The organism is Janthinobacterium sp. 35, assembly GCF_002754575.1.
Classification (GTDB): domain Bacteria; phylum Pseudomonadota; class Gammaproteobacteria; order Burkholderiales; family Burkholderiaceae_D; genus Janthinobacterium; species Janthinobacterium tructae.
In genome coordinates, this window is the sequence record NZ_PEFN01000002.1 from 45,518 (window position 1) to 67,710 (window position 22,193).

Annotated in this window: 14 protein-coding genes; 6 read left to right on the forward strand and 8 right to left on the reverse strand. The window is 56.6% G+C overall.

What is annotated here, in order from left to right; all coding sequences use genetic code 11:
- The first annotated feature begins 226 nt into the window (after positions 1-226).
- The 6 genes from CLU93_RS27415 (at position 227) to CLU93_RS27435 (ending at position 6,090) form a co-directional block, all read left to right on the forward strand.
- Complete coding sequence (locus tag CLU93_RS27415) at positions 227-442, forward strand: hypothetical protein (RefSeq protein ID WP_099764672.1); 216 nt, start codon at positions 227-229, stop codon at positions 440-442.
- A 653-nt stretch (positions 443-1,095) separates the two neighbouring features.
- On the forward strand, positions 1,096-1,590 hold the full coding sequence (locus CLU93_RS27420) for a helix-turn-helix domain-containing protein (protein ID WP_099764673.1): 495 nt from the start codon (positions 1,096-1,098) through the stop codon (positions 1,588-1,590).
- Between the two features lie 9 nt (positions 1,591-1,599).
- Positions 1,600-2,136 carry a MuF-C-terminal domain-containing protein gene (locus CLU93_RS27425; RefSeq protein WP_099764674.1) on the forward strand — a complete coding sequence of 179 codons (537 nt, stop codon included), beginning with the start codon at positions 1,600-1,602 and terminating at the stop codon, positions 2,134-2,136.
- A 400-nt stretch (positions 2,137-2,536) separates the two neighbouring features.
- Positions 2,537-2,992, forward strand: coding sequence for an AAA family ATPase (locus CLU93_RS28475; RefSeq protein ID WP_218968406.1), 456 nt, complete (start codon positions 2,537-2,539; stop codon positions 2,990-2,992).
- A 1-nt stretch (position 2,993) separates the two neighbouring features.
- The gene (locus CLU93_RS27430; protein ID WP_218968407.1) at positions 2,994-4,316 is read left to right on the forward strand and encodes an ATP-dependent nuclease; all 1,323 of its coding nucleotides are present in this window, start codon (positions 2,994-2,996) and stop codon (positions 4,314-4,316) included.
- A complete protein-coding gene (locus CLU93_RS27435; RefSeq protein WP_099764675.1) occupies positions 4,309-6,090 on the forward strand; it encodes an ATP-dependent helicase in 1,782 nt (593 codons plus the stop codon). Before CLU93_RS27430 ends, CLU93_RS27435 begins: the two co-directional genes overlap by 8 nt.
- A gap of 230 nt (positions 6,091-6,320) precedes the next feature.
- On the opposite strand, the gene CLU93_RS27440 is transcribed toward CLU93_RS27435, so the two are convergent.
- The 8 genes from CLU93_RS27440 to CLU93_RS27475 all read right to left on the reverse strand — a co-directional run bounded on the left by CLU93_RS27440 (position 6,321) and on the right by CLU93_RS27475 (position 21,998).
- Positions 6,321-8,363, reverse strand: a complete 2,043-nt coding sequence (locus CLU93_RS27440; RefSeq protein ID WP_099764676.1) for a hypothetical protein — start codon at positions 8,361-8,363, stop codon at positions 6,321-6,323.
- A 186-nt stretch (positions 8,364-8,549) separates the two neighbouring features.
- Positions 8,550-10,337, reverse strand: coding sequence for a site-specific integrase (locus CLU93_RS27445; protein WP_099764677.1), 1,788 nt, complete (start codon positions 10,335-10,337; stop codon positions 8,550-8,552).
- Positions 10,338-12,203 (reverse strand): DUF4209 domain-containing protein, encoded by a 1,866-nt coding sequence (locus tag CLU93_RS27450; RefSeq protein WP_180288038.1) that lies wholly within the window; start codon positions 12,201-12,203, stop codon positions 10,338-10,340.
- 266 nt (positions 12,204-12,469) lie between these two features.
- Positions 12,470-14,149, reverse strand: a complete 1,680-nt coding sequence (locus tag CLU93_RS27455; RefSeq protein WP_099764679.1) for a hypothetical protein — start codon at positions 14,147-14,149, stop codon at positions 12,470-12,472.
- Positions 14,150-14,519: 370 nt separating this feature from the next.
- A complete protein-coding gene (locus CLU93_RS27460; RefSeq protein WP_099764680.1) occupies positions 14,520-16,532 on the reverse strand; it encodes a UvrD-helicase domain-containing protein in 2,013 nt (670 codons plus the stop codon).
- Positions 16,516-18,264, reverse strand: a complete 1,749-nt coding sequence (locus CLU93_RS27465; RefSeq protein WP_099764757.1) for an ATP-dependent nuclease — start codon at positions 18,262-18,264, stop codon at positions 16,516-16,518. Before CLU93_RS27465 ends, CLU93_RS27460 begins: the two co-directional genes overlap by 17 nt.
- A gap of 75 nt (positions 18,265-18,339) precedes the next feature.
- Positions 18,340-18,573 carry a hypothetical protein gene (locus CLU93_RS27470; RefSeq protein WP_143451863.1) on the reverse strand — a complete coding sequence of 78 codons (234 nt, stop codon included), beginning with the start codon at positions 18,571-18,573 and terminating at the stop codon, positions 18,340-18,342.
- A gap of 452 nt (positions 18,574-19,025) precedes the next feature.
- Positions 19,026-21,998, reverse strand: a complete 2,973-nt coding sequence (locus CLU93_RS27475; protein WP_099764682.1) for a Tn3 family transposase — start codon at positions 21,996-21,998, stop codon at positions 19,026-19,028.
- Between the last annotated feature and the right edge of the window lie 195 nt (positions 21,999-22,193).

Genomic DNA, 22,193 nt, shown 5'->3' on the forward strand with positions numbered 1-22,193 from the left:
TTCGCTTTACTTCCCTCCAATTGACCATCCCTTTTCCCAGCTGCGTGCTGCTTTCGCCGTTTGGCATCAAGGCCTGCGCACGTCCGCTGCAGTCGACTATTCGTACCGCCAGTTTCATGGTTGACACAGGCGCCAGTACTTGCAGAAATGCGCCATGGACATCGCGCACTTCAGGTTGAAAGGGAGGCATACCGCGAACCCTTTTACAAATTCAAGGAGAACGACAATGCACGAGAAACAGCATCAAAACACTGCTTCGCAGCTGATGGATAACGCCTACAAGCTTTGGGGCTGGTACAACATGTTAAAAAGCCTGACTAAAGATTTCTTGTCTACCGACCTTGGCCAGCAATTGATGGCATGGGGCGCGCTTTTGCTTGGCCAGTTCGACTTCGAGATTATCAACAGCTATCTGAATAGTGCAATCTCGATGTTCCGCTAGGTTAGTGGACACTCCCTTTGCCCATGTGACCGATAATGTAGCCATCCCCCCGTTGTTCGTTGGCAAATGCAATAGCATCCCAACGCCGGCGCGGTGCCCAAGCAGGTGGAAGGCATGGGCATCGCTTTAGAAATCTTAGATGTCGAGTATGCCCGGGTTTGTCGCAGCACGTTTACTTCCTTCATCCCGTGGCCGCCTGCGCGCCAACCTAGAACGTTAGACTTCAGCCAAAACGCCGAACAAGCGCCGCTCATAGTCCAGGTCCAATAATGATCGAGTGCCCTCTGCCAGAAAGTGCGGCCTTCTACACGCTTCAGTGTCCAGCATCGTACGGCGTAAGTCGACGGCAGGGACTAATAGTCCGCAAGGTGCGAAAAGTACTAGATAGTCAGACAACATCCAAAAAAATTTTCGTCTTTGTGGGGTTCATTCACCCCGCCCAGGTGGGAGGCTAATAAGCCTTGCAGTTGGGAGGCTAGATTGCCCTGGAAATTAACATTAACTACCAAGTTACATTTATAGCTCAAGTAGACAGAACACATACTAATAGCGTGGCGTGCAAACCTGCCTCCCAGGTAGACAGTTCAATGGTTGCTGTTCTATGTAGCGATGAGTCATACTGCGTTATCCAAAATTGCAACAGGAGCACAGAAATGAATGACAGCGTTAAAATTGATGAGCCACCAAAGCTCGTGACCAAAGAGAAAGAAAAAGAGAGCCGCAAGAAATGGGGCAATGCGCTGATTGATGCCGGTTACACGATTTTGCCAAGCACCCTGATTACTCGCCAGAAAGCGCTGGGACTCGAACCCATCCACATTAATATCCTGCTTGTATTGCTCACATACTGGTGGACAGCCGACTCCCTGCCCTACCCGTCGAAGAAACGGATGGCCGAGACAATCGGTGTGGACGAGTCCACTATTCGCCGTCGCATCGCTGAAATGGAAAAGGCAAAGTTCATCAATCGCGTGCAGCGACGCGTCGAAAATGACCGGAACCTGACCAATATCTATGATTTCTCTGGTCTTATAACCGCCCTGCAGCCGTTCGCACAAGAGGAAATTGAGGTTAAAGAAGCTAACCGCATTGCCAAGGCAAACCGCGTCAGTCGCAAAACACCAGTACTTAAAGTTGTTGGACAATAAGGCGCGACGATGGAAAATCCCGCGTTCAAAACGGCGCTCGGCCTGCTTATCAAATCAATGATGCAAGACGGCGCTGCTAAGCAGCATGTCAACCATCAGCTCATTCTGCCAATAGGGCCTACACCTCAAGTGCTACTCGACTTGGGCATGCCCGATGTGCAACTGGTGATTTCAGGAAAGGTCGTAGACAAGGTGCTTTTCGAGCACGGTATCCCCAAAGGCACCATCGAGCGGCTGTACTCCCTACTGGCAGCGCCAAAGGCGATCTATAAGGGACATCAAAGCAATCCAGGCTCGGCAGTGGTGACTTACGAGGTGAAGAACTTAGCTCCGATCATCATCGCCATCCACCCCAACAAGCAAATGGGCCGCGTTGGTACTGTTTACAATAATGTGGCGAGTATGTACGCGAAGGAAACTAGAGCGGGGGAAAGCATCGAAGATAGATGGACTCGTGAAGGTTTATTGCTTTGGAAAGCGAATTCGGTGGTTGTTGCTGCAACCTTCGCGCCGCCGCCAGCCTTAAAAATAGTGGGCCAAAAATGAAAATAGTCGCCTACATTCCACGGTAAGAGCCCACTCTGCTGACGGGATACGGGACGAAATGTATGCGACTTGAACCCGATTATACATCAAATTTGAGGCATGTCGATACTTCTTGAGAACCGTTGTTGCCGCTACACCGGGTGGTGGGTTCCGCCGATCAACGATCTCCGTCCAGCCATTGCCGCCGCAGACCGCGGCGAATTCGCGACCGACGACGAAGTAGATGCGGTACTCCTGCGATATAGGGAGGGCATTGGATCAAACTCAAATGGCCGCGCCGCCGATTTATTTTGCAGGTGACTGGTAAGTTGCGGTAGAGTGGGATATTGTCGCAATAATAACTTACACCCGGTCGATTTTTGATCGCCATAGCCGTAGCAAGAGCTGAAATGGAAACAAAGTGCATCTGGCAAAACTAAGCATTCGCAACTTCCGCAATTTCGAGTCCATCGATATCCCCTTGGTCGGCAGCGTTGTTTTATTGGGCGCCAACCGTGTCGGAAAAAGCAATCTCCTCTTTGCGTTTCGGTTGGTGCTCGACGCCACACTTCCCGATTCAGCGCGCCAGCTGAAAATGGCCGATTTTTGGGACGGATGTGACCTGACGAAGGACCAGCAAATCGAGGTCCATGTCGATCTGGCAGATTTCGACAACGACGACGCACTGGTAGCATTGCTGACTGATTTCCGGACTGCGACCGATCCCACGGTTGCCCGACTCAGTTATATCTTCAGGCGCAAGGCGGAAGTAGTAGGCGTACCGATGTCGAGCGAGGACTGCGAGTTTCTTGTGTTCGGTGGTGGCGACGAAGCGCGCGCCGTGCCTAGCCCGGGTACGCCGGCGCATCGCGCTTGACATGCTTGATGCGTTGCGTGACGCAGAAAGTCAACTTGGGTCCTGGCGCAATTCGCCGCTACGCCCATTACTCGAGGACGCAGTGGCGGCAGTGAGCCGGCCAGATCTGGACCTGGTGGCAGCAGATCTGGAAGCGGCGACCAAAAAGATGGAAGGCTTCCCGTCTGTGCAGGGCCTGGAGGCGTCCTTGCGTGCTGGCATCCTCGACCTGGCTGGCAAGGCTTACGATGTGGACGCACGCCTGCGCTTCGCTCCAGCCGATCCCCTGCGCCTATATCGTTCCCTCGGCATGTTCATTGACGGTGGCAAGCGGGGGATCACTGAAGCCAGTCTAGGTTCTGCCAATGTCGTTTTGATTGCGTTGAAGCTGGCCGAGTTTGCATGGCGCCGCGCAAAGAACGAGCGCAATTATTCTTTGCTGTGTATCGAAGAACCTGAGGCCCATCTGCATCCGCAACTGCAGCGTGCGGTTTTCGACAAGCTGTTCCAGACGACCGACACCGCGCAGGCGCTGATCGTCACCAGTCATTCTCCGACGCTTGCAGCCGCGGCGCCTTTACGCTCGATCGTCAGCTTGCGGATCGTAAATGGCGCGTCCAAGGCATTTTCTCTTGCTGCGCTTCCTGTCTCACCCGATGAAATCGACGATATCGAACGTTATCTGACCGCGACCAGATCGGAATTGCTGTTTGCGCGCGGCGTCATCTTTGTTGAAGGCGATGCTGAGGATGCGCTGCTGCCTGGATTTGCCCAAGCAATTGGAATGGATCTGGACCGGCTCGGCATTACGGTCTGCAATGTCGCCGGAGTCAACTTTATTCCATACGTCAAGCTTGCTGCAAGTCTCGGTCTGCCGTATGCGGTCGTTACCGATTGGGATCCGCTTGATGGGACGAAACCTCCTTTAGGTAAAGCGCGGACACTTGGGATATGGGACGCTCACTGCAGCGTTTCTGGGACGCTCCCCATGAGCCCGCATGATCGTTCAGTATGGGAGGGAGCGGACTTCGCCACTTTTAGCACCGGATGGGCGCAGGTGGGAGTGTTTCTTAACGACCAGACTTTTGAGGTGGCAATCGCGCAGACGCCCCAGTTGCTCGAAGGGCTGCTGACCATCCTGAGCGAACAAGGCTTCGGCGCCAAGCGATCTGCCCGTATCACAGCTTGGCAATTTGGAACCGCAGTCGATCCGGACCAGTTACTGGCAATGGTGTCCGACATCGGCAAGGGGCGGATGAGTTCAAAACTGGCCAAGAAGCTGCCGGGTTTGAAACCGCCTGCCTATATTGCCGCAGCAATCGACTATGTAGCATCCCGTGTCTAAAAGTCTCGTCCTGAGAGAAGCACTGGCGCAGCTTGCCGGCAACCGGGAACAGGACGATGCTGCGCATGTGCGCACGCACTGTGTCGTGCTGGCGGGGCCGGGCAGCGGAAAAACCAAGACGCTTACGACAGCCATGGCCCGCACCTTGATCGAGGATGTTGCCGACCCACGTGGCGTGGCATGTATCACCTACAACAACGAGTGTGCCATTGAGCTGGAGACGCGACTGGCAAAGTTCGGGATTCGGACTGGCGAACGTACATTTATCGGTACGGTACACAGCTTTGCACTGACACAGGTAATTGCGCCCTATGCGCGATGCATAAAAGGCAGTTTTTCAGGTGACTTTCGCGTTGCAACCGCCCAGCAGACGCGCGCAGCGGTCGAAATGGCGTACAACAATGTGTTCGGGGATGGCGGAAATCCCGCGGATCGTTGGCGATTTGCAGAAGTAAAACGTCGTCGCGATGTAAACCGCACGCTGCCTGCCTGGAAGGACAATAACCCTGAGCTTGCCGACTTCATTGAGGCTTACGAGACGGAGCTGCGCCGCAACAGCCTAATCGATTTCGACGACATGCCGCTCCTGGCGTACCGTATGGTCAGCGAGCATAAGTGGATTGGTGACGCGCTGCGCGCGCGCTTCCCTGTATTATTCGTGGATGAATACCAAGATCTCGGACACGCGCTGCACGAACTGGTGCTGTTGCTATGTTTTGCGGGAGGCATTCGCCTGTTCGCCGTTGGCGATGCTGATCAGTCGATCTATGGTTTTACCGGTGCCAACCCTGAACTCCTGCAAAGCTTGACCAGGCGGGCTGACGTTGAAACTATCCAGCTGAAATTTAACTACCGCTCCGGATCCAAAATTATTCGCGCATCATTGGGGGCGCTGGGAGAGGAGCGCGCCTATTGCGGGGTTGATGGTGCATCAGAAGGCGAGTTGACATATTGCCCAGTCGTAGGCGGCCACGCTGAACAAGCAAAGCACATCGCAGATGTCGTTATTCCCAACTTGCTGAGTAGCGGTTTCCATTTTGAGCAGATCGCGGTCCTGTACCGCGCAGCCAAGCTGGGAGACTATGTGGCTGATGCGCTCAAGGCAACTGATGTCGCATTTGTCCGTACCGATAACAACGCGCTCGTAAAGCGGAGTTCGCGCCTTGCGCGATTCATTGAAAGTTGTGCTGAATGGGTAACTGGGGGCTGGCGTGGAGCAGACCCTCCCTTTAACCGGTTGCTCAGACAAGCCGTCGGCTTGGTTTACGATGTCCGGGCCACTGAGAACGAAACACAGGTCGTGTCACATCAATTAATACAGTTTCTTCGCCATAGTATCGGTGCCAACGAAACCACGCATACCTGGCTGCTTCGACTACACCAGCAACTGATTGTACCGTGGCAAAACGTTACCAGGAATGCGCACCAAGAGTGGAACATCTGCACCGAGATATTGGCGAAAACCGATCCTGCACTTGGACGCGACATCCCTCTCAACGTCTTTGCCGGCCGCATCGAGGGCACTGGCAGGGTAACCTTAAGTACCCTACACAGCGTCAAGGGGCGCGAATTCGACGCCGTCATCATGTTTGGCGTGAATAACGGAGACTTCCCGAATTGGCACGACAATAAAAATGCCGTGGCAACTCGCGAAGCGCGTCGCCTGTTTTATGTCGGTGTTACGCGACCGAGAAAAGAGCTTTGCCTGGTGTACGAAGAGGGAAATCACTCACCATGGATTGCTGAACTGCACAAACGAAGCAAACAGAACTGAAGGTAAGCTAAAGGCTCGCATCTGTCTATTCATTCACAACAAGAACTCGATGCCATCGCGTTGTCGCAAAACACCAGTCCAAGGCAAGCTTTGGGATGGAAAACGCCGCTGGCTGTTTATACCAAACACATGAACCGACCGCAATTACGACCCGATTCCGTCCACTAACGATCGCTGATGGCCTAAATGCCAAGGCTATTTCGCGACACCTGACGGCGCTGTTACACCGCTCATTCGTGGAACACAGCTCGCATGCTCAGCTGGGAAACACCGATGCCGTGCATGTTCGCGACGGTGGCCTCCGACCGACTGTTGGCAAACATCTGCGTGCGCAGGGTCATTGCCAGCATCACATCGGCAAAGATGGTACTAGATCCCCATAGCCGTCGCGAATCGGTATGCTGGGTCACCCAAGCGCTTTCCTCCAGCGCTGCTGCGTGTTCATCGCTTGCCCGGTTCTCGAATGCGGGGGCAAGGCTGAAATTGGTAAACGGCTGGTTGATCACCTCCTTGTCGAGCAACGGGAAATGCGCCTGGACTGGCAGGACCACAAGCTTGTTGTCGATATAGTCCTCCGCTTCACCAGCGACCGAATTCCCCAGCAGTTTCTCCATTTCTCGCAGAATATAGACGTCATTCGCGGATATATAGACAATATTGAGGCGGACATGCGCCGCCAGTTCTGCGTGTACATTCAGCAGCCGTTCAAAGGTCGGTTCCGACGTACACAAACGATACCGGGACAGGACCTCACCGACACATCCGCTGCGGACAGCCCTGATCAATGCTTGAAAGCTGACAACTCCCACGACGCCAGGCGTGGCGCACGTATCCTCTTCCGGATGGCGGTAGTCGGGATAATTGTCGCCGAGGGACCAGCGCATCGTGCTAAACCAGTCAACAGAGATCTCTGGCGCGGGCGGGATCTCGCTCCTGTCGGCGAAAAACCAACACCGCATAAGCAGCCGGGAAGACATAGAGCGCCACGTGCTGAGCCTGCTGCTGCGTGCGTGTTCACTCCTAATATGCTCAGAAAGCCTCGGTGAATCGGAAGCATCCTCTCCGTAATAATGAAAATATATGCCGCGCAGCGTGTACTCCACGCCGCTGGTGGCCAAAACGAACGGCCCTGCGGCATGGCGTACTGACCAGAAAACGAGCTCTTGCTGCACCCTCTGGTTTGACACGTTGAGCATGACGAACAAGGCCAAGGCTGCCTTGTCGTCGAAACTACCATGGAGCCGGTCTAGGTTGCAGGCGATTGCGCCGGCCCACGCGTGGGCATCTTGAGGCACCATGGCTGGCGCCAGGTATCCAGCCGTCCGCACCGCCCGGAGATAGAGCAGTAGATCTTCCGCCCCGATTCTGCTCCACCCGCCGCTCATAGGTCCGCGCCTCTGCAAATGCTGCGACGCCCAAATTGGCGCCCCCCATGGGAACGAAACCAGGCGAATTGCGTTAACCGACGATGGGATGCCGGCTGTCAGCGGCATCAACACGGAACTATCCAGTACGTTTGCAAGATTGCCGGCGTTGACTGTTGCCGCGTTCCCGTTCAGCCTAGTGGCTTCTTGGACTAGTGCCGACCACAGCTGGCGAGCCGATTCAGTATGGCCTGTGAGGCGCGTGATGGCATTGAGTACCTCGTCATCGTGGATCGGCGTATTGCCCTCGAATTGGAAAGAACTCCATTTCAGGGCCCTCAGAAAGTCCCATAGGACTTCGGCTGGCTTGCCGGTGTCACGTGGCTGGACAACGCGGGCAAAAATGTCGAGGATTTCCTGATCTTGTTTCGTCGTGCATTTCTTCGCGAAATCGAATGCGTCGCTGGCATCCTTCGCAACCTGGATTAGCCTGCGCGCTATCTTCATATTCAAAGTGGTCGTATCGGCATCGTAGATCAGGGCAAGAAAATCTGTGCCATGCCGGTACGCAAAGTTGGCATCGGCCAAAGCGGCCGTGTAGTCTTCCCAAGCATTCAGCAATGTACTTTTGAAATCCCGATTACTTTCGCTCACCCCGATGTTGATTTTGCATTGTACAAATACACGGATGGTGGTGTTGCCACGTTCATACGAACAAATCAAGTCGTCCGTCTTGACTCCTTCGTAGCGAGCCTGGAACTGCAGTCGCGTCAATTTCCCAAGCCTCGACTCTGTGCCCTCGATCAGTTTCAGGAGATAGTAGGCTTGAACCTTGTGTTCGAACGCATAGCCTACGCCTGCAGTGGATAAAGGGCTGGGTACGTACGTGCGCTCTGGGTATGAATTCATTGAAAATTCGCAGGTCTGTGATCCCGAGACATGCTGCGCCTATCAAAAGGAGACGCAATGCGGTCCTAGTTGTTATTGTCGACTGTCATGCATCATACTCTGTCTCTCAGGCAATACTGATCAATTCGCTTTTAGGGGTGCGCGATCAGTTGATCCGCTTTGAGTCTTGATAATGTTGGAGAGCTTTCATTCGATTTTTGGCGATTCCTTTCGATAGAACGTGCCGGCCGCCTCAGCCAAACGCTTCTCACGGGCCCGGACATACACTGCCGTGGTATCCGCACTGGCGTGGCCGAGAATTTCTTGCACCACATACAGTTCCACCCCTCCTTCGATCGCCAACATACCGAACGTGTGCCGGAAGGCATGCGGCGTGGCCTCGATCAGCGCAAACATGTCTTCTGGTGACAGTTCGGCTTCGGCCCCCAGGGCCTGCAGGTCGTCGTGCACGCGCCGCAAGGCTCCCGTGACCACGTCGTACAGCGCTCCTGCCGTGTACCCACGGTGGCCCGCCGCTCCTTCACCATGGCGTGCCAGCGCCGCCGACGTGCCCGGTATGACCAAGGGTGACAACAATGGTCGATCATTGCCGGCCTGATCAAAGTCCGCCCCGAGATCAGCCCAGTGTGCGCGCAACGCGTCAATAGTGCGGGGACTGACGGGCAGCACCCGCTTCTTCCTCCCTTTACCCAGCACCTTCAGCATCCAGATGCCTGGCACATGACGACTGGGTGTGAGCGCGTTGCGGCGGGCCGATACAGCTTCCGCGCGGCGCAAGCCCGAATCGCCCATCAGCAGCAACATCGCAAGGGCGATCCGGTCCCGCCCGCCGTCGGCCTGCTGAGCACGTCGCTCAAGCACCGCGATCAAGACTTCCCAAGCCTCGGCCGTCAAGGCCTTGTCGACCTGGATCGGGTCGGTCTCGATATCGACGACAGGATCTTTGACCGCCAGCCAGGGATTTCCTCCCAGATAGCGCACGCGCGCCAGATACTCGAACGCGGCGCGCAGGATTTGCACCGTCTGCCTTTGCGATGCCGGCGACATCGCCTGGTCGGAGAACGGACGCCAGCGGCGGCTGGTGCGCGGCGCGCGCGGACCGCAGAAGCTCGCCGCCGGCATGGCCAGGAACCGCACATAGGCCTGGCATTCATCGACCAGCAACGACGAGATCGGCTTGCAGGCGATCAGCGCGCTCCACAGCACGAGGCGTTCCAACTCACGCCGGTACGCGCGCAGCGTATGCGGCTGCCCCTCATACCGCGCAAGGTAGCACTCGATCGCCTCCAGGTCGTTGGTGGCGCTGATGAAGCAAAACCGCTCGGCGCGATTGATGCCACGGCTGCCGTCGTAAAGCGTGGGAAGCGTGAATGTCCCAAGGGGTGGCAGCGTGTCATTGGCAGCATCAAGCACAGGTAGATCGTTGCGCGTTACAAGCGCGCGCGTATCCGTATCAATGGCGCCAAGCGTTTCGGCATGGCGTTGCAGCCAGCGCGCCAGCACTTCGGCGCGGCCGAAGCCTACGCGCGGGACCGCCCGCCACCAAGCCGGCCCGCGCACCCGGATCATCGCCGTCAGTTCGCCGAGGGTGCGCACGTCCTCACCGCGCAGCGCGGCCGTCAGCCGCGGCCGAAACCATCGGCCGACCACGTCATCCGGCATGGGGACCGGTTCCGGCAGGTCCGCCGCCTGTACCAGGATGGCGAGCGCCTTGACCGAGATCGTGCCGCCGCGTCGTGCGTTTTGAAGAATGTCCGCGAACGCCGGGTTGTGACCAATCGCGCGTTCGACCAGCTCGTCCCGCATCTGGTGCAGAAATCTTTCCAGTCCCTGTTCCACCTGAGGGCTGTCGTCCTGGTAGTAAAGGTCGGCGATACGCTGAATAGGCACTTTTTGAACAAAAGCACGCAGTGCCGTGTAATCGGTCCGGTTATAGGTGATCGGCGGGATCACGACCTGGGTATTCTGTGCCATTTATTCGCCTGCGTTCGCCGGGTGGTCGGTGGCAGCTGCATCAACGGTACCGGCTGCGGGCTCCATAGCGGCGCACTGCTCCACCACCAGGCGCAGCACCAGCCACCACAGATAGATGCCGTATGGTCCCTTGACCAGGCTCTCGTCGGCCAGGCCGTGGGCCACCATATTGCGCAGATTCGGTCCTGACGGATCGCACATCAGCGCGCGTATCGTAAAGGTCAGGTCAACATCGAATGCGTCACGCATTTCAGGACGCTCGATCAGATTGGACAAGCCAATCTCGGTATCGAGACCAGCCGCGTCATGGGTCGTGGTCAGCGCGCCGGCGGCTTTCAGCTTCATGCGGACGATATGTTCGAACTGCGGCACGAGAATATGCACCGCCTGTACGAAATCACCACACCAGCCAGCGTGCAGCCCCTGGGCGACCAGCGCGGCGCGCTCGTTTGGCACCAGCGGTGCCCTGCTGGCCAGCGCCTCGAACGTACCGAGGTCGAAATGCATTTCCCGCCACATGGTCTCCAGTGCCGGCAGGATCATTCCTGTCACCGTGGCGGTACACAGCAGATGGCATGCCTGAGTGGCCTCGGCCAGCACCTGGGCACCACCACCCTCACCATCCACACCGACGCCTGGCCGCCGGGCGACTGCCCGGCCGTCATTGGCCAGTACCACCGAATCGAATAGTCTACTGATACGCCCTGTTGGCAGCGGCCGCTCAGCTGCCGCAATCAACTGTGCACGGTTCGGTAGCGCATGAATCCGGGTCAGTGCCCATAGCGCGCTGAATGGCGACCGGCCCTGCACGCGATCCCGGGCCTTTGCGGCAAAAGGCGACAGGTCGAATACGTGCTCGAACGATTCCATTTCGTTCAGGGCCTCACGCCCGGCCGCATCCTGCTGCGCGCGCACTGCAGCGATCATGGTATTAACCTGATGCTCTTCCCGGTACGCGCCCGGCACCGCGCGATACATCTCGATCGCTTTGGCATACCAATATTTTCGAGTGATCGCGGCGCCGGCGGCGCAGCCGATCGCCGCCATGATTTGGCCGACCAGGACCAGCATGGCAGCTTCGCGCGCGGCACCGGCGGGCGCTCGCGTGAACCACCGTGCCGCCGCTTCGGCATATTCCAGTGCATCGGTATAGCTGCCCTCTCGGCGCCCAACTTCGGCCTGCGCCGCCAATCGCTCACCGATCTCCTCAGCGTGGGTGCGCCCGGCGTCTTCCGCCCACATTGGCCCGAGATACGACAACGACATGTGGCCAGGTAGGGCGACGGCATTGCGAAATGCCTGCAATAAGCTGGCCTCGATCAGCGTGCCCCGCCCAGTATCGCGGATCCCCCGCGCCAGCTGCAGCGCACGCCGCCATCCATCGCGGCCCGACAGCAGCCAGCTATCGTCGTCGAGCGGAAGCTGGCAGTAGGTATCGATGGCCAAGTGAGCGAAACGAATCCCGCGTCGTCGATCGCGCAGCCAGACGAGGTCGGCCACGCGCGCCTTTAACAGGATGTTCTCAGCGCCGTCGACGAACTCTGATAATGATGCGATCTCGTCGGTTGTCAGGTCCTCAGGCATGAATCCACGTCGGCCGTCAGGCGCTTTCCACTCCGGCATAAATGGCGCCCTCTTGTTGTCCGATTCCAGCTGCAGCGAGCAGATCCTGGCGAGCAGGATCAGCGCGCGCTCCCGGGTGTAATGCCCCTCCCGTTGCGCCGTGCGGATCTCCAGGTTCAGTTCCGTCGACATCCCAAGGTACCAAGGCTCAGGATCGCGCGCGAAGGCCTGCTGATAGCCGCAGCTGGCCAGGTCGTCGGCCGTGAGTGGAGACGCGGGCAATTTAGATGAGACGGCAGTCATGGCGGCGTTGCTCCTGGATGATCCGGACCGTAGGACGGCGCCCGGCATAGCGTTTAATGGGCGCCTGTCGAGCAATAATAAAATTTGACAAAACTGGGCTCTGAGTCATTGCTTGTTCAAGAGTGTCGACATGGAAGGGATCGTCGGCTGGCCGATCCCGGTCGGCCACGTTGTTCCAGCCCGCGCGAATCAGCGAAGTTGCCAGCTTAATGGCGTAGGCCGCCTCAGCGACAGATTGAAGCGAATTCGCTACGCCAAGACGGTTTCTAGCGTTCCATTCCGGTGTCACGTTGCGGCTCGGGTCTGTCCGGCTCGATCCCGAGCGAGAGCCGGCGTTCGAGCGATTCAACCAGTTCGTACGTCTGGCCAGAGCGTACAGCAAGATCCCGTAGCCGCGCGCCAGCACGGTAAAGCGCCTGTACAGACTCCCCCACGGCTTGGATGAGGACAAAAGTGGGTAGCTTGTTGATCCCATTGTTTTCTGCCCAGTCGAACGCCGCGTCGATGGAGTCGAAAGTCGCACCTGCGCCGCCCAAGCGGCTCGCCAGTGCTGTCGCGAGCGACTCGCCGTGGATCGTCCAGTCGACGGATGCGCTGCCCGTCGCTTTCTTACGCACCTCATACGTGCAGGACGAAATGTTGTCCTGTTCGGGTACGAAAGTTGTTTCGATGGCCACCGCCGGAACGCTCGACAGGCCACCCCCATCACGCTGGAGCGATGCGTACAGCCCGTGCCAGCGGCCGCCAGAGGCCCTGTAGTGTCGCGCTATCGCGTCGTACTGCGTGCCCCCGCTCTGACTCAAGGGAATCACGGACGAGTTCTCGTCGCCTCGTTTGAACTGAACCCCGACGATGCTGCAATGACGCGAGTTACCATCATTGATGGCCAGGACGATCAGGACGTCGGCGCCCGATTTGCTTTCCATCGTGCTGTTCTCTAGCGCGAACAGCGCGTTGCCGATCATCTCCGGCGCCAGCCGCAACGCCGCCAAGGCGGGACGATCCCACTGCGCGATTGCATGTTGCCACTGTCCACACCACCAGCTGGCTTTCGGCCCTTCGTTTGCTGCATTGCCATCGGCACGGTTGTTGTATTCCACACCAGCCTGAAGTGCGGACCACAACACCAGCCAGTCCGCACGGCGATGAAAGAAACCCGGCCAGGTGCATGCCTTGAGCTGTGCCTCAAGTGAAGGCACGGCAGCGGTACGTGTCAGGAGGTCGAGAGAACTGCGGCTGCGTTGTTCGACATACTGTCCAGCCGGCCGGCGTGCGAGACTTGAGTCGTGAAGAAAGGCGCGCAGGATTTCGCTCGCCTTCGCAGCGGCCGGGCGAGTCGATTCCAACAATTGGCTCAACCGGGCGAGATCTTCCTGCGCTTGATCTAGGACGCGGTCCGCCTCTCCGATGATCTCGTCTTCGGTGCCGTACGACGGTAAACTAGGGAAGGAAATGCACCAGGGGGCGCCCGAGAATCTGGTCTTGTGGCGTGCGAGATCTACTTTCATGGCCGCTGCACGCCGAGCAATGTGCAGTGCCGCGCGGTGGCGGCGCGCGGCATCGTCCAGTCGCTCCTGCAGGTCGATCACGCGCGTCTGGTTGGCGAAGTCCGCATGAAATTCCCGCCTGGCATCGTTGACGGCCTTACCGGCGTCCCCTTCCTCACGTTGCCTCTGCGCAAGCTCTGCCTTGGCCCCCCGCAACGAAGTGCCGGCGATAAAGCGGTCGAAAAGTCCCGTCCTGGATAATCGATCGACCTCCGCGTGGGCATTCTTTAACCGAGTCCGTGTCGCCGTCAAGTGCGTGCAGAGATCCGAGTGTCGGCGCTCGAAAGCGCGGTCCATTAGGACGTCGAAGGAGGCTGCCTGTCCGGCCGGCGTCCGGGTGGCATCCTGCTCTTGGGCACACGCATGCAGCACGCCATCTAAGTAATCAATCGAAGCCATGTTTTCGTTAAGTAGAAGAGTTTTTCAAATTATATTATTTTTTGTCAGACTTTATTATTCACTAACTGTGGACAATCAAAACGGTTTGACAACGCAGTTCCTTATAAATCAAATATTTACTGAAACACCGCAGCTAAAATTTGTTTAATACGGTTCAACAAAAAAATTATCACTGCCCCCGGTACTACCGGATCGGTTATAAAGCGGATTAACAATAACTTGTCGTCCAACCAGACTCACCTCATCCATTCCAACGGCGACAGGTTCCTCGACCTTTACGGTTCCGCCGGAAAATAGCCGGACGTGATCCTTAGTAGCCGTGGATTCAGCATGCGTCAGCTTGGCGCACGTTTCTCCGTTTGGCGGAAAGCTACAACTTAATTACATTCCAAATTGCGAGGTCGATACCGGCTTCGAACTTGGCGAACCTGCTTTCGTGGACGGCAAAACAAAGAAGGTGCGTAGGCCGGGAGAACCCGACGTAGACCATTTTTGCGGACTGCTTGACCAGGTTGTGTGCCGCTCCTTTAACCGCCACGCCCTTGATCGATCCCGCCAAGCGCTCCGATTCGTAATTCCCTCCGCCGCCTCTTTCATAAAACGTTTCCATGTACAGGGTCGCCGCGTGCGTTTCCCCCTTCACGCTGTGGACGGTTGCCACCTCGACTTCGAAACCTTCATACGACACGACGTTCTGGGGTGCTCCTACGGACGGAGGAGCCTCAGCCGTACCGGCGTTGGGTGTACCGTCGATAAACTCTCTGCTGTTCTTGATCTCGGCATCGAATGCCGAGAGGAATGTCGGCAGGTGGTCACGAATGTCCGCCAATGCGGCAGCCGCGCTGCCGCCCACCGTCTCCATGCACCACTTGTAAACTTTCTCCTGGTAGACGTGCCAGTAGTCCTCCCTGGATTCCTTCAGGAAGGCGATCATCGTCCTTTTTGAATAGGGTACGCCGACAGAATCAGGAACGCGCTCTATCCTTAGTATCCTCAGGAGCGCGTTGCCGATGTTCTTTTCAATGGACGAAAGGTCGCGCTGCTCCTTGCTGTAGTTCGAAAGGTAGCTTGCTAGGTCCCTATAGTCGATCCGCTTGCGCTGTTCTTCCTTGGAATAGGGCGGGTGGTAGTCGGGTAGGCGGATTTTCCCGGCTTCCAGCTTGGTTGTCCAAGCTACCGCCTTGTATTTGCTGCCTGGCTTTGATGGAATGTCGCCACTGTCGATCAACGTCCTTATTATCGATGCGAACCCGGAAATCACCTGACCTTTCGTGGCTTCGGAAAACACGATGAAGTGGGGCTTTATGGCAATCTCGCTACCGTCGGCATTCCTTTTTCTTCCTTCGATCCTGATCGGGCTTACGGCGAAAGCCTCGACGACGCCAGCAACGATGCCGCTCAGGCGGTAGCTGCCGTTCAGTTGCAGGACCGTCGCCCTGTCGCTCCAGAAAGGCGTCGCCGCAACTTCCTTCCCGTCGAAAATGGACTGGTTCTTATCACCGATGCGCTGGTAAGCGGACACGCTTGCGCCGCCGTCGAAGAACACATCTTCGAGAAGGCGATACTGGTGCTCTTCCATGTCCTGCATCTCATCTACGAAAACGTGGGAAAAGCGCTGCTGGAGCAAGGGTTTGACCAGCGGATTTCTTGACATCGAGACGCGCGCCAGAAGGTAGGCGTCGTCATAGCAAAGGAATCCCCCTTCCAGTATCCCCGATTTGAATTTGCGGATCCAATCCCTCACTTTGGCCTTTTCGGCCCCATTCCAGTCGGCATAGTTCTGCGGATTAGTATTCCCGCGAGGCTTCTTGAAATCTATAGCCTTGCCGCAGTACCCCTCCGTCAGGCAGGCTTTGCCATCGACTATGGACCAGCGGATTCTCTTCGTGTTTGCGATGAGGTAGCGCCGCGCGTTCTTGCTTTCCTGCGAGGTGAAACCCTGGATATTGAACGGCGGTTCCGAGAACGTCTGGTCGTAGATCTCGTCATCGATCCTCAGCGGAGGTTTCTTGTACCTGTTCACGAAGTACGGAACTGCCAGGAATTCGTCTACGAAGCCCTGGATGGTCCCCACGAAGTTCGGGTACCTGAAAAGGCTGGCGCAATGCGGGCCTATCCGGTCCCTGATTTCGTCTATCGCTGCGTTCGTATGAGAGATGACCAGAATCCCTGAACCGTTTGAAAACGGCAGGTAGCGGTCCAGTATGAGGAGCTTGGCCAGGAGCGCAGTGGTCTTCCCGCTTCCGGGAACGGCCTGCAGGTCGATGGTTTCGAGGTTTTTGATAAACGCCCGGCGCTCGTCGTCAAACGTCTCCCCAAGCGGCAGCAGGATGCGTTCGGCATACGCTATGTCGCCGTCCGAGACGCTAATCCCCGCAGGCATACTTGATCGCGTTAACCAGGTATTCGATATGCGCGTCGCCTGGGATCTTGGTCTTGTCTATCCCGCCGCCCGCAATCGCCTGGGCCAGCTTGCTGGCGATCTCCGTTTTCGCAAGGGCCTGCCGTTTCAGCTTGTCCGCGAGCGCAACGTCGAAATCGGTCCAAACGGTCTTGCTGTGCACGGCCTTCGCGATCTCTGCGAATTTTTCCGCGAAGGTTGTCGACTTCGACAGGCAGTATTCCAGCGTCCACTGCGGCGCGATGAACGATTTCACGCACTGCCCTTCGTATTTTGCCGTCTTGTCCGCAATCGCCTGTGCCAGCTTGACCTTGTCTCCTGGGGTGGAGCCGTCTTCCTCGTCCGGTGGGATGTCCACGTCGGTAATCACGGCCACTCGTTTTGCGAAATGCGGCGGATTCTTCCGCTTGAAGATGTTCGCGTATCGAATGAACGCCAGGTTGTTCACGTTGATGACTGCCACGCCTTTCTCGGTAAGGTTGTACCCGATAAGTTTCGCGAATTCGGACAGCAGCAACTCCTCGGACCATCCCTCGACCAAGATGACGCCCTTGGAGAAGAATAGGTTTGCCTTCGTCACGTCGAGGAAGCGCTGGAGGAAGACGTAGTCGTCAGGATCGAGCTCGGTATGTTCCTCGCTCATTGGAAACGCCTGGTTCCCGCTGCAGATTACGAGGTTCTTGAGTTCGAGCTTAGACCCAATATTGGGGCTGTGGGTAGTCAGTACCAGCTGTACACCGGTTTGCTTCTGGAATGTCTCAATCGCCTGCATCTGGGCCTGGGGATGCAGGTGCGCTTCCAGCTCCTCGACGAGTCCGAGCCTGAGCCCGGTCCAGTTGTTCTTGTTGAGGTGCAGCAGTTCGGACGCCATGAACAGCCGGTTGAGAGTACCCAGTCCCGGCCTGGTTTCTCCTTCGATGGAAAGCTCCAGCTTTTCCAACAGGCTCTTCAGCTGTCCGCGCTCCGTAACGGCAAGGCCCGTCTTCTTGCCGGGTTCGTAAAGCGCTTCGATATAGGTATCGATCTTGTCCTTGAGCTCCTTTCCAAGCTGGTCGGTAATCGCCGTGCCCACATGGTCCTTGCCGTCGAAGTAGTTCTCAATCGAGCCGTTGAAATCCGTCAGCAACCCCATCAGCACATGGCTCGTGCCCTTGTTCTTGAAAGCCTCGTGTCCGACCAGGATCTGCGACAGGCGTGAGTTTTTCCGCGCTACCAGCTCATCTTCGGCATCGCGGAGGGGTTTGAGGTACGTCACTTTCAGGTACTCTTTCGCCTCAGGGCTCAGCTGCTTGCCATCAACGTCAGCCCCGGCACGTACGTCGTAGGGCAGTATCTGTCCGGACAGCGGATTCCTCTTCACGTCGAGGATAAGGCGCAGGCGGGAAATGGTATTCGCGCCGACCGTCTCATAGGACAGGAACTCGGTGAAGTTCTTACCTTCGGACGGTTCGATGCCTGACAGCAGCAGTTCAATCCGCAGCCTGTCCTGTCCCAAGTGGAAATCGTCGTCTTCGATCCTGCACCAGTCGTAACTGTGCGTTTTCAGCACGAGCCGCAACGCGTCGATGATCGCTGACTTCCCGGAATCGTTCTCGCCGATCAGCACGTTCAGTCCGGAAGTCAGGCTGAGGTCGAGCTGGGGCGCACCGAGGGAAAAAACCGCGCTGCTGCCGAACTTTCGGAAATTCCACAGCTTGAGATTGGAAACGTACATAGATTTTTTGAGTTGTTGTTCGATGTTCCATTCTGGCATTCTATGACAAAATTAACGCCAACCAATTCCTTCGTCTCACATCGAGTTAGATAGTGTGCGATGTTTCCGATCAGTGCTCCCCGCAAAGCGCATCGCCTCCCTGCCCCATGCGTCGAGGGTATCGTCATACACGTCGGAATCCAGCCTCTTCAGTTCGGCCTCCAGCCGCATCCGTTCCATCGCCAGGGCGTGGCCGAGCTTGCGTAGCCGCTCCTGGAGTACGGTGTTTGCGTCGATGACGAGGAGCTGGCGCATGGCGTCGGCGAACACCTCGTTCCACTCGCCGTCCCGCTGTATCACACCTGCCCACGCTGCGTCGATAAGCGCGCTGGACCTGGCTGCTTCATCGAGGGCGCGCCTCCTGCGTAGCATCTCTACCGTCACCGCGAGACTTGAGCGCGAGCCATAAAGGTCAATATTGACATAGTTACCGATGTCAATCTGCTTTAGGCCATGTCGAACCGTATTGTCTGAAGTTAGACCGTATTGTTTGGCGACACTAACACTACACCCTAAAATGAGGATTTACCCGGTCATCATACCTGTTTCACGCTCAAAAAGAGCAATAATCCTTCCGTGATAATACGGATTATCACGGAAGGGCAGGCGCATCCGATACGTTGTTTTACGTTCTACAGCGGCTTGCCGAGCGCCGGGGCGGTATAGTGGAGGGCCGGCCGGGATTGCGGCTTTTACTGCAAAAAGAATTCTAACCAATTGATTTATTTAGTAAATTCGACTTTGTAGTTCATCGGGGCCACCTCTCGCTCAAGGTCCAGCATGTATTCGCCGAATCGGTTGATGTGCCCTTTACGATATGGCGCTAAGCCGCGAAGTACCTCTTCCGTTAGCACATATCCCTTGGCTTGTATTGCCTTGAGGAGCCGCGTCATCTCATGGACATTGTGCAGGATGACCATGTTCGCAACGAGCTGGTTGTATTTGATAACCTTGCGCTGTTCGTGCCGAACGTTTTCGGCAATGATACCTTCGCCCCCAAAAAACAGCCATTTGATGAAGCCGTTGAATTCCTCGCTCTTGTTGGTAGCGGCGTGAATGGTACGACGCAGTTCCGCGTCGTTGATGTACTTGAGCAGGAACATGGTCCGATGTACCCTGCCGAGCTCGCGGAACGCGTAGTAGAGCTTGTTCTTGCGGCTAGCCGTGCCTAGGCGGCGCAGGATCGTCGATGGCGCGATCTTGCCCGCTTTGATGGAAATGACGACGCGCAGCATGTCCTTCAGATGGCGCGCGATCAGTTCCCAGTCGATCGATCCACGGAACAAGCTGCCGATATTGTCATACTGGTCGGCCTTGTCCGCCTTGAAGAACACCAGATCTTTGATATTGCGGATGCGCGGCATCAGGTCGATACCCAGCAGCGAGGCCAGGCCAAACACAGGCGTGCTTTGGGCCTGCGTATCGCCGTGCAGCGTATCTGGCTGGATGTCCGACTGGTTGTTGATTAGCCCATCGAGGATGTAAACCGCCTCATAGACGCCGCATGGAATAAAGTGACTGAACAACGCGATGCACTTGTCGGACACATGGTAGTAGCCAATGCCGCCGTATCCACCGTAGCGGATATGGTATTCGGAAAGCAGGTTAGCCTCGTAAATGTTCCATTTGGTACCGTCGGCCGACGCGCTCTTTCCCGATCCCCAATAACGTGGCAATGCGAAGCGGTTGTATGCATTGATCACCTTGACGATCGCCTTGTCCAGGCGCTGCTCGGTGACATGCTTGAGATTGAGCCAGGCCACCTGCTTGCGGCTCAGGCCCTTGATCGAGCGTGCGGTCTGCGTGGCGCCCAAGTTACAACCATAGCAAAACAACGTAGTGATAAAGCGCTTGCGCGGATCGTCTACTTTGGCCTCGAAGCCGGACAACGGACCGAAGAGTTTATGCAAGTCCAACCATTTTTCAGTTTCGGTCAACACATCAAGGATGCTCACCGGATCCATTTCATTGGTGACCATCTGCTCGATGGCGTCAAGTTCGGGCGGCGGCTTTGGACGCTCCATGCGACGGATCACAATGCCGCTCTCGTCGATATCGGCAAGGCTATTCTCCGGGAAGCGGCTGTCGACGTCGCGCGCCAGGTTGCCCAATTTTTCCCGCAACTGCGCGACAAAAGCCTGTGCCTCTACCGGCAGCCCTACTAGTTCGCCATAGGCTTTAACCTCGCGCTCGTATTCTTCCCATCCCACCAAATGGTTGCGATAATCATCATAGTCGCCGCTGTGCTCGACGTACAGGTCGCCCGACTTGAGTTCATCCATGACTTCCGTCATCACGGCGAGTTCGAAATACTTGCGATGGACACTCGCTGGGGCGTTGGCTGCGACTCGGCCAAAAACCAGCTTGCGCCACTTATCGGACATCCAGTCCAGTGCCAATGCAGGTAGCGCACCTTCTGCTGCTGGCAGTTGTTCCTTGTGGCTGGAGCGATGCTTTTGGATGATGGCGATCGCCGCCAGCAGGCTCTGATCCTGGGAGCTGGATTTCAGGCTGAGCGCTTCGAGGCACTTGAAGAGCAGGCTGCGCTTGCCAACATACCCGATCAGCATGAATGGATAATAGTTATTGCCAGCATACGCCATGTGCTCGTCGCATTCAGTAATCCATGCCGCCAGATCCCCGTCGAGGGATTGCTCGACCCGGGCGACGCGATCCTCTTCGCTGGCCTCTTCGCTCAGGACGGTCAGCACTTCGCGGAACTGTCCGATCAAACGCTCAATCTGTTCGGCGTGCTGCAGGTGATATTGCCGCAACCGTTCCTCGGCGCCGTTATGCAAGATGCGGATGGTCTTGATGAAGATTTCGGCGATATCGTCCATTGCCTTCTGCAACTGGCTTTGAATCAGCAGCACGATGAGGGTGTGGCGCTTGAGTGGCTTGATCCGCCGCATTTCCGCCACATCCAGGGCACGCGCCTCCAAAACGAGTTGTTCACGCTTGGTTGCGGCGATGGCCTCAGTATTGGGCAGGTCCTGCGCCAGCGCGATCATGGTGTCAATGTGGGCCAAGAAATCCGTCACCGCACGCACATTGGGCTGCTTCGGCTCGCGTTTGAGGCTATCCCATATGCGCAGGTTCTCACCGGCAGTGAGCATGTGTTCAAGACGCTCGACCACGCAAGTTGGCAATCCGCCAGCCACCGCCTTATAGATGCCGTCGTTGACGCTGGTGCGGGACTGGCGAGCCAGCCTGAACAAGTAGGTGAATCCAGGCAGTTCCAGGCGACGCTGGACCAACTCCTCAATCAGGACATTGATAATGTCGGGTAGCTCCTGCTTGGTATGGGCAGCCTGCAGGGCCTGATCTTCCAACCAGTATTCATCGGACGAGTCCATCACCCGGATCCCCACATACCCGCGCAGACGGCGCTGGTGTATTGTCTTGCTACCGGATTGATCATATTGTGCCAGTGCCCGTTTTGCCGGAACGCGCAGACCGCTATGTTCGCAGATATGCCGCACCACGATAGCCGGGACGCTCGACAAGGGGACGAAATAACCAAGCCTTTGCACCAGCATAAGTTGGATAAGCAAAAAAGTACGATGCGATGCTTGGCGATACAGAGTGAAGATATGGTCAATTTGAGCGCGCGAAGGCGTGTAGATCGCCCCGAGCTCCTGCTCAGTGAATTCTTGTTTCAGGCGTGGATAAGCCGTTTCATGAATATTCGTCATTGAAATCAGTCGACACCGGTCCAGCGAAGGAATTGCTGGAAATCGTGCATCGATTGCAAGTTTTTTGTCAAGCAATTAAACGTAAAGCATTCCAATCCGGCGACATATGTCTTTGACCTTCCCCATTATGGTAATGCGTATAGTGATGATACCGGTCATTCGGATCCGTACTTGCTCACGGTCAAGTGCATCGCA

What these genes read in the sequence shown, in the direction of transcription:
- CLU93_RS27450 (WP_180288038.1), bottom strand. Translation starts at nt 12,203, where the DNA reads ATGACTGCCGTCTCATCTAAATTGCCCGCGTCTCCACTCACGGCCGAC.
- CLU93_RS27465 (WP_099764757.1), bottom strand. Translation starts at nt 18,264, where the DNA reads ATGTACGTTTCCAATCTCAAGCTGTGGAATTTCCGAAAGTTCGGCAGC.
- CLU93_RS27475 (WP_099764682.1), bottom strand. Translation starts at nt 21,998, where the DNA reads ATGACGAATATTCATGAAACGGCTTATCCACGCCTGAAACAAGAATTC.
- CLU93_RS27415 (WP_099764672.1), top strand. Translation starts at nt 227, where the DNA reads ATGCACGAGAAACAGCATCAAAACACTGCTTCGCAGCTGATGGATAAC.
- CLU93_RS27425 (WP_099764674.1), top strand. Translation starts at nt 1,600, where the DNA reads ATGGAAAATCCCGCGTTCAAAACGGCGCTCGGCCTGCTTATCAAATCA.
- CLU93_RS27420 (WP_099764673.1), top strand. Translation starts at nt 1,096, where the DNA reads ATGAATGACAGCGTTAAAATTGATGAGCCACCAAAGCTCGTGACCAAA.
- CLU93_RS27430 (WP_218968407.1), top strand. Translation starts at nt 2,994, where the DNA reads ATGCTTGATGCGTTGCGTGACGCAGAAAGTCAACTTGGGTCCTGGCGC.
- CLU93_RS27455 (WP_099764679.1), bottom strand. Translation starts at nt 14,149, where the DNA reads ATGGCTTCGATTGATTACTTAGATGGCGTGCTGCATGCGTGTGCCCAA.
- CLU93_RS27460 (WP_099764680.1), bottom strand. Translation starts at nt 16,532, where the DNA reads ATGCCTGCGGGGATTAGCGTCTCGGACGGCGACATAGCGTATGCCGAA.
- CLU93_RS27445 (WP_099764677.1), bottom strand. Translation starts at nt 10,337, where the DNA reads ATGGCACAGAATACCCAGGTCGTGATCCCGCCGATCACCTATAACCGG.
- CLU93_RS27440 (WP_099764676.1), bottom strand. Translation starts at nt 8,363, where the DNA reads ATGAATTCATACCCAGAGCGCACGTACGTACCCAGCCCTTTATCCACT.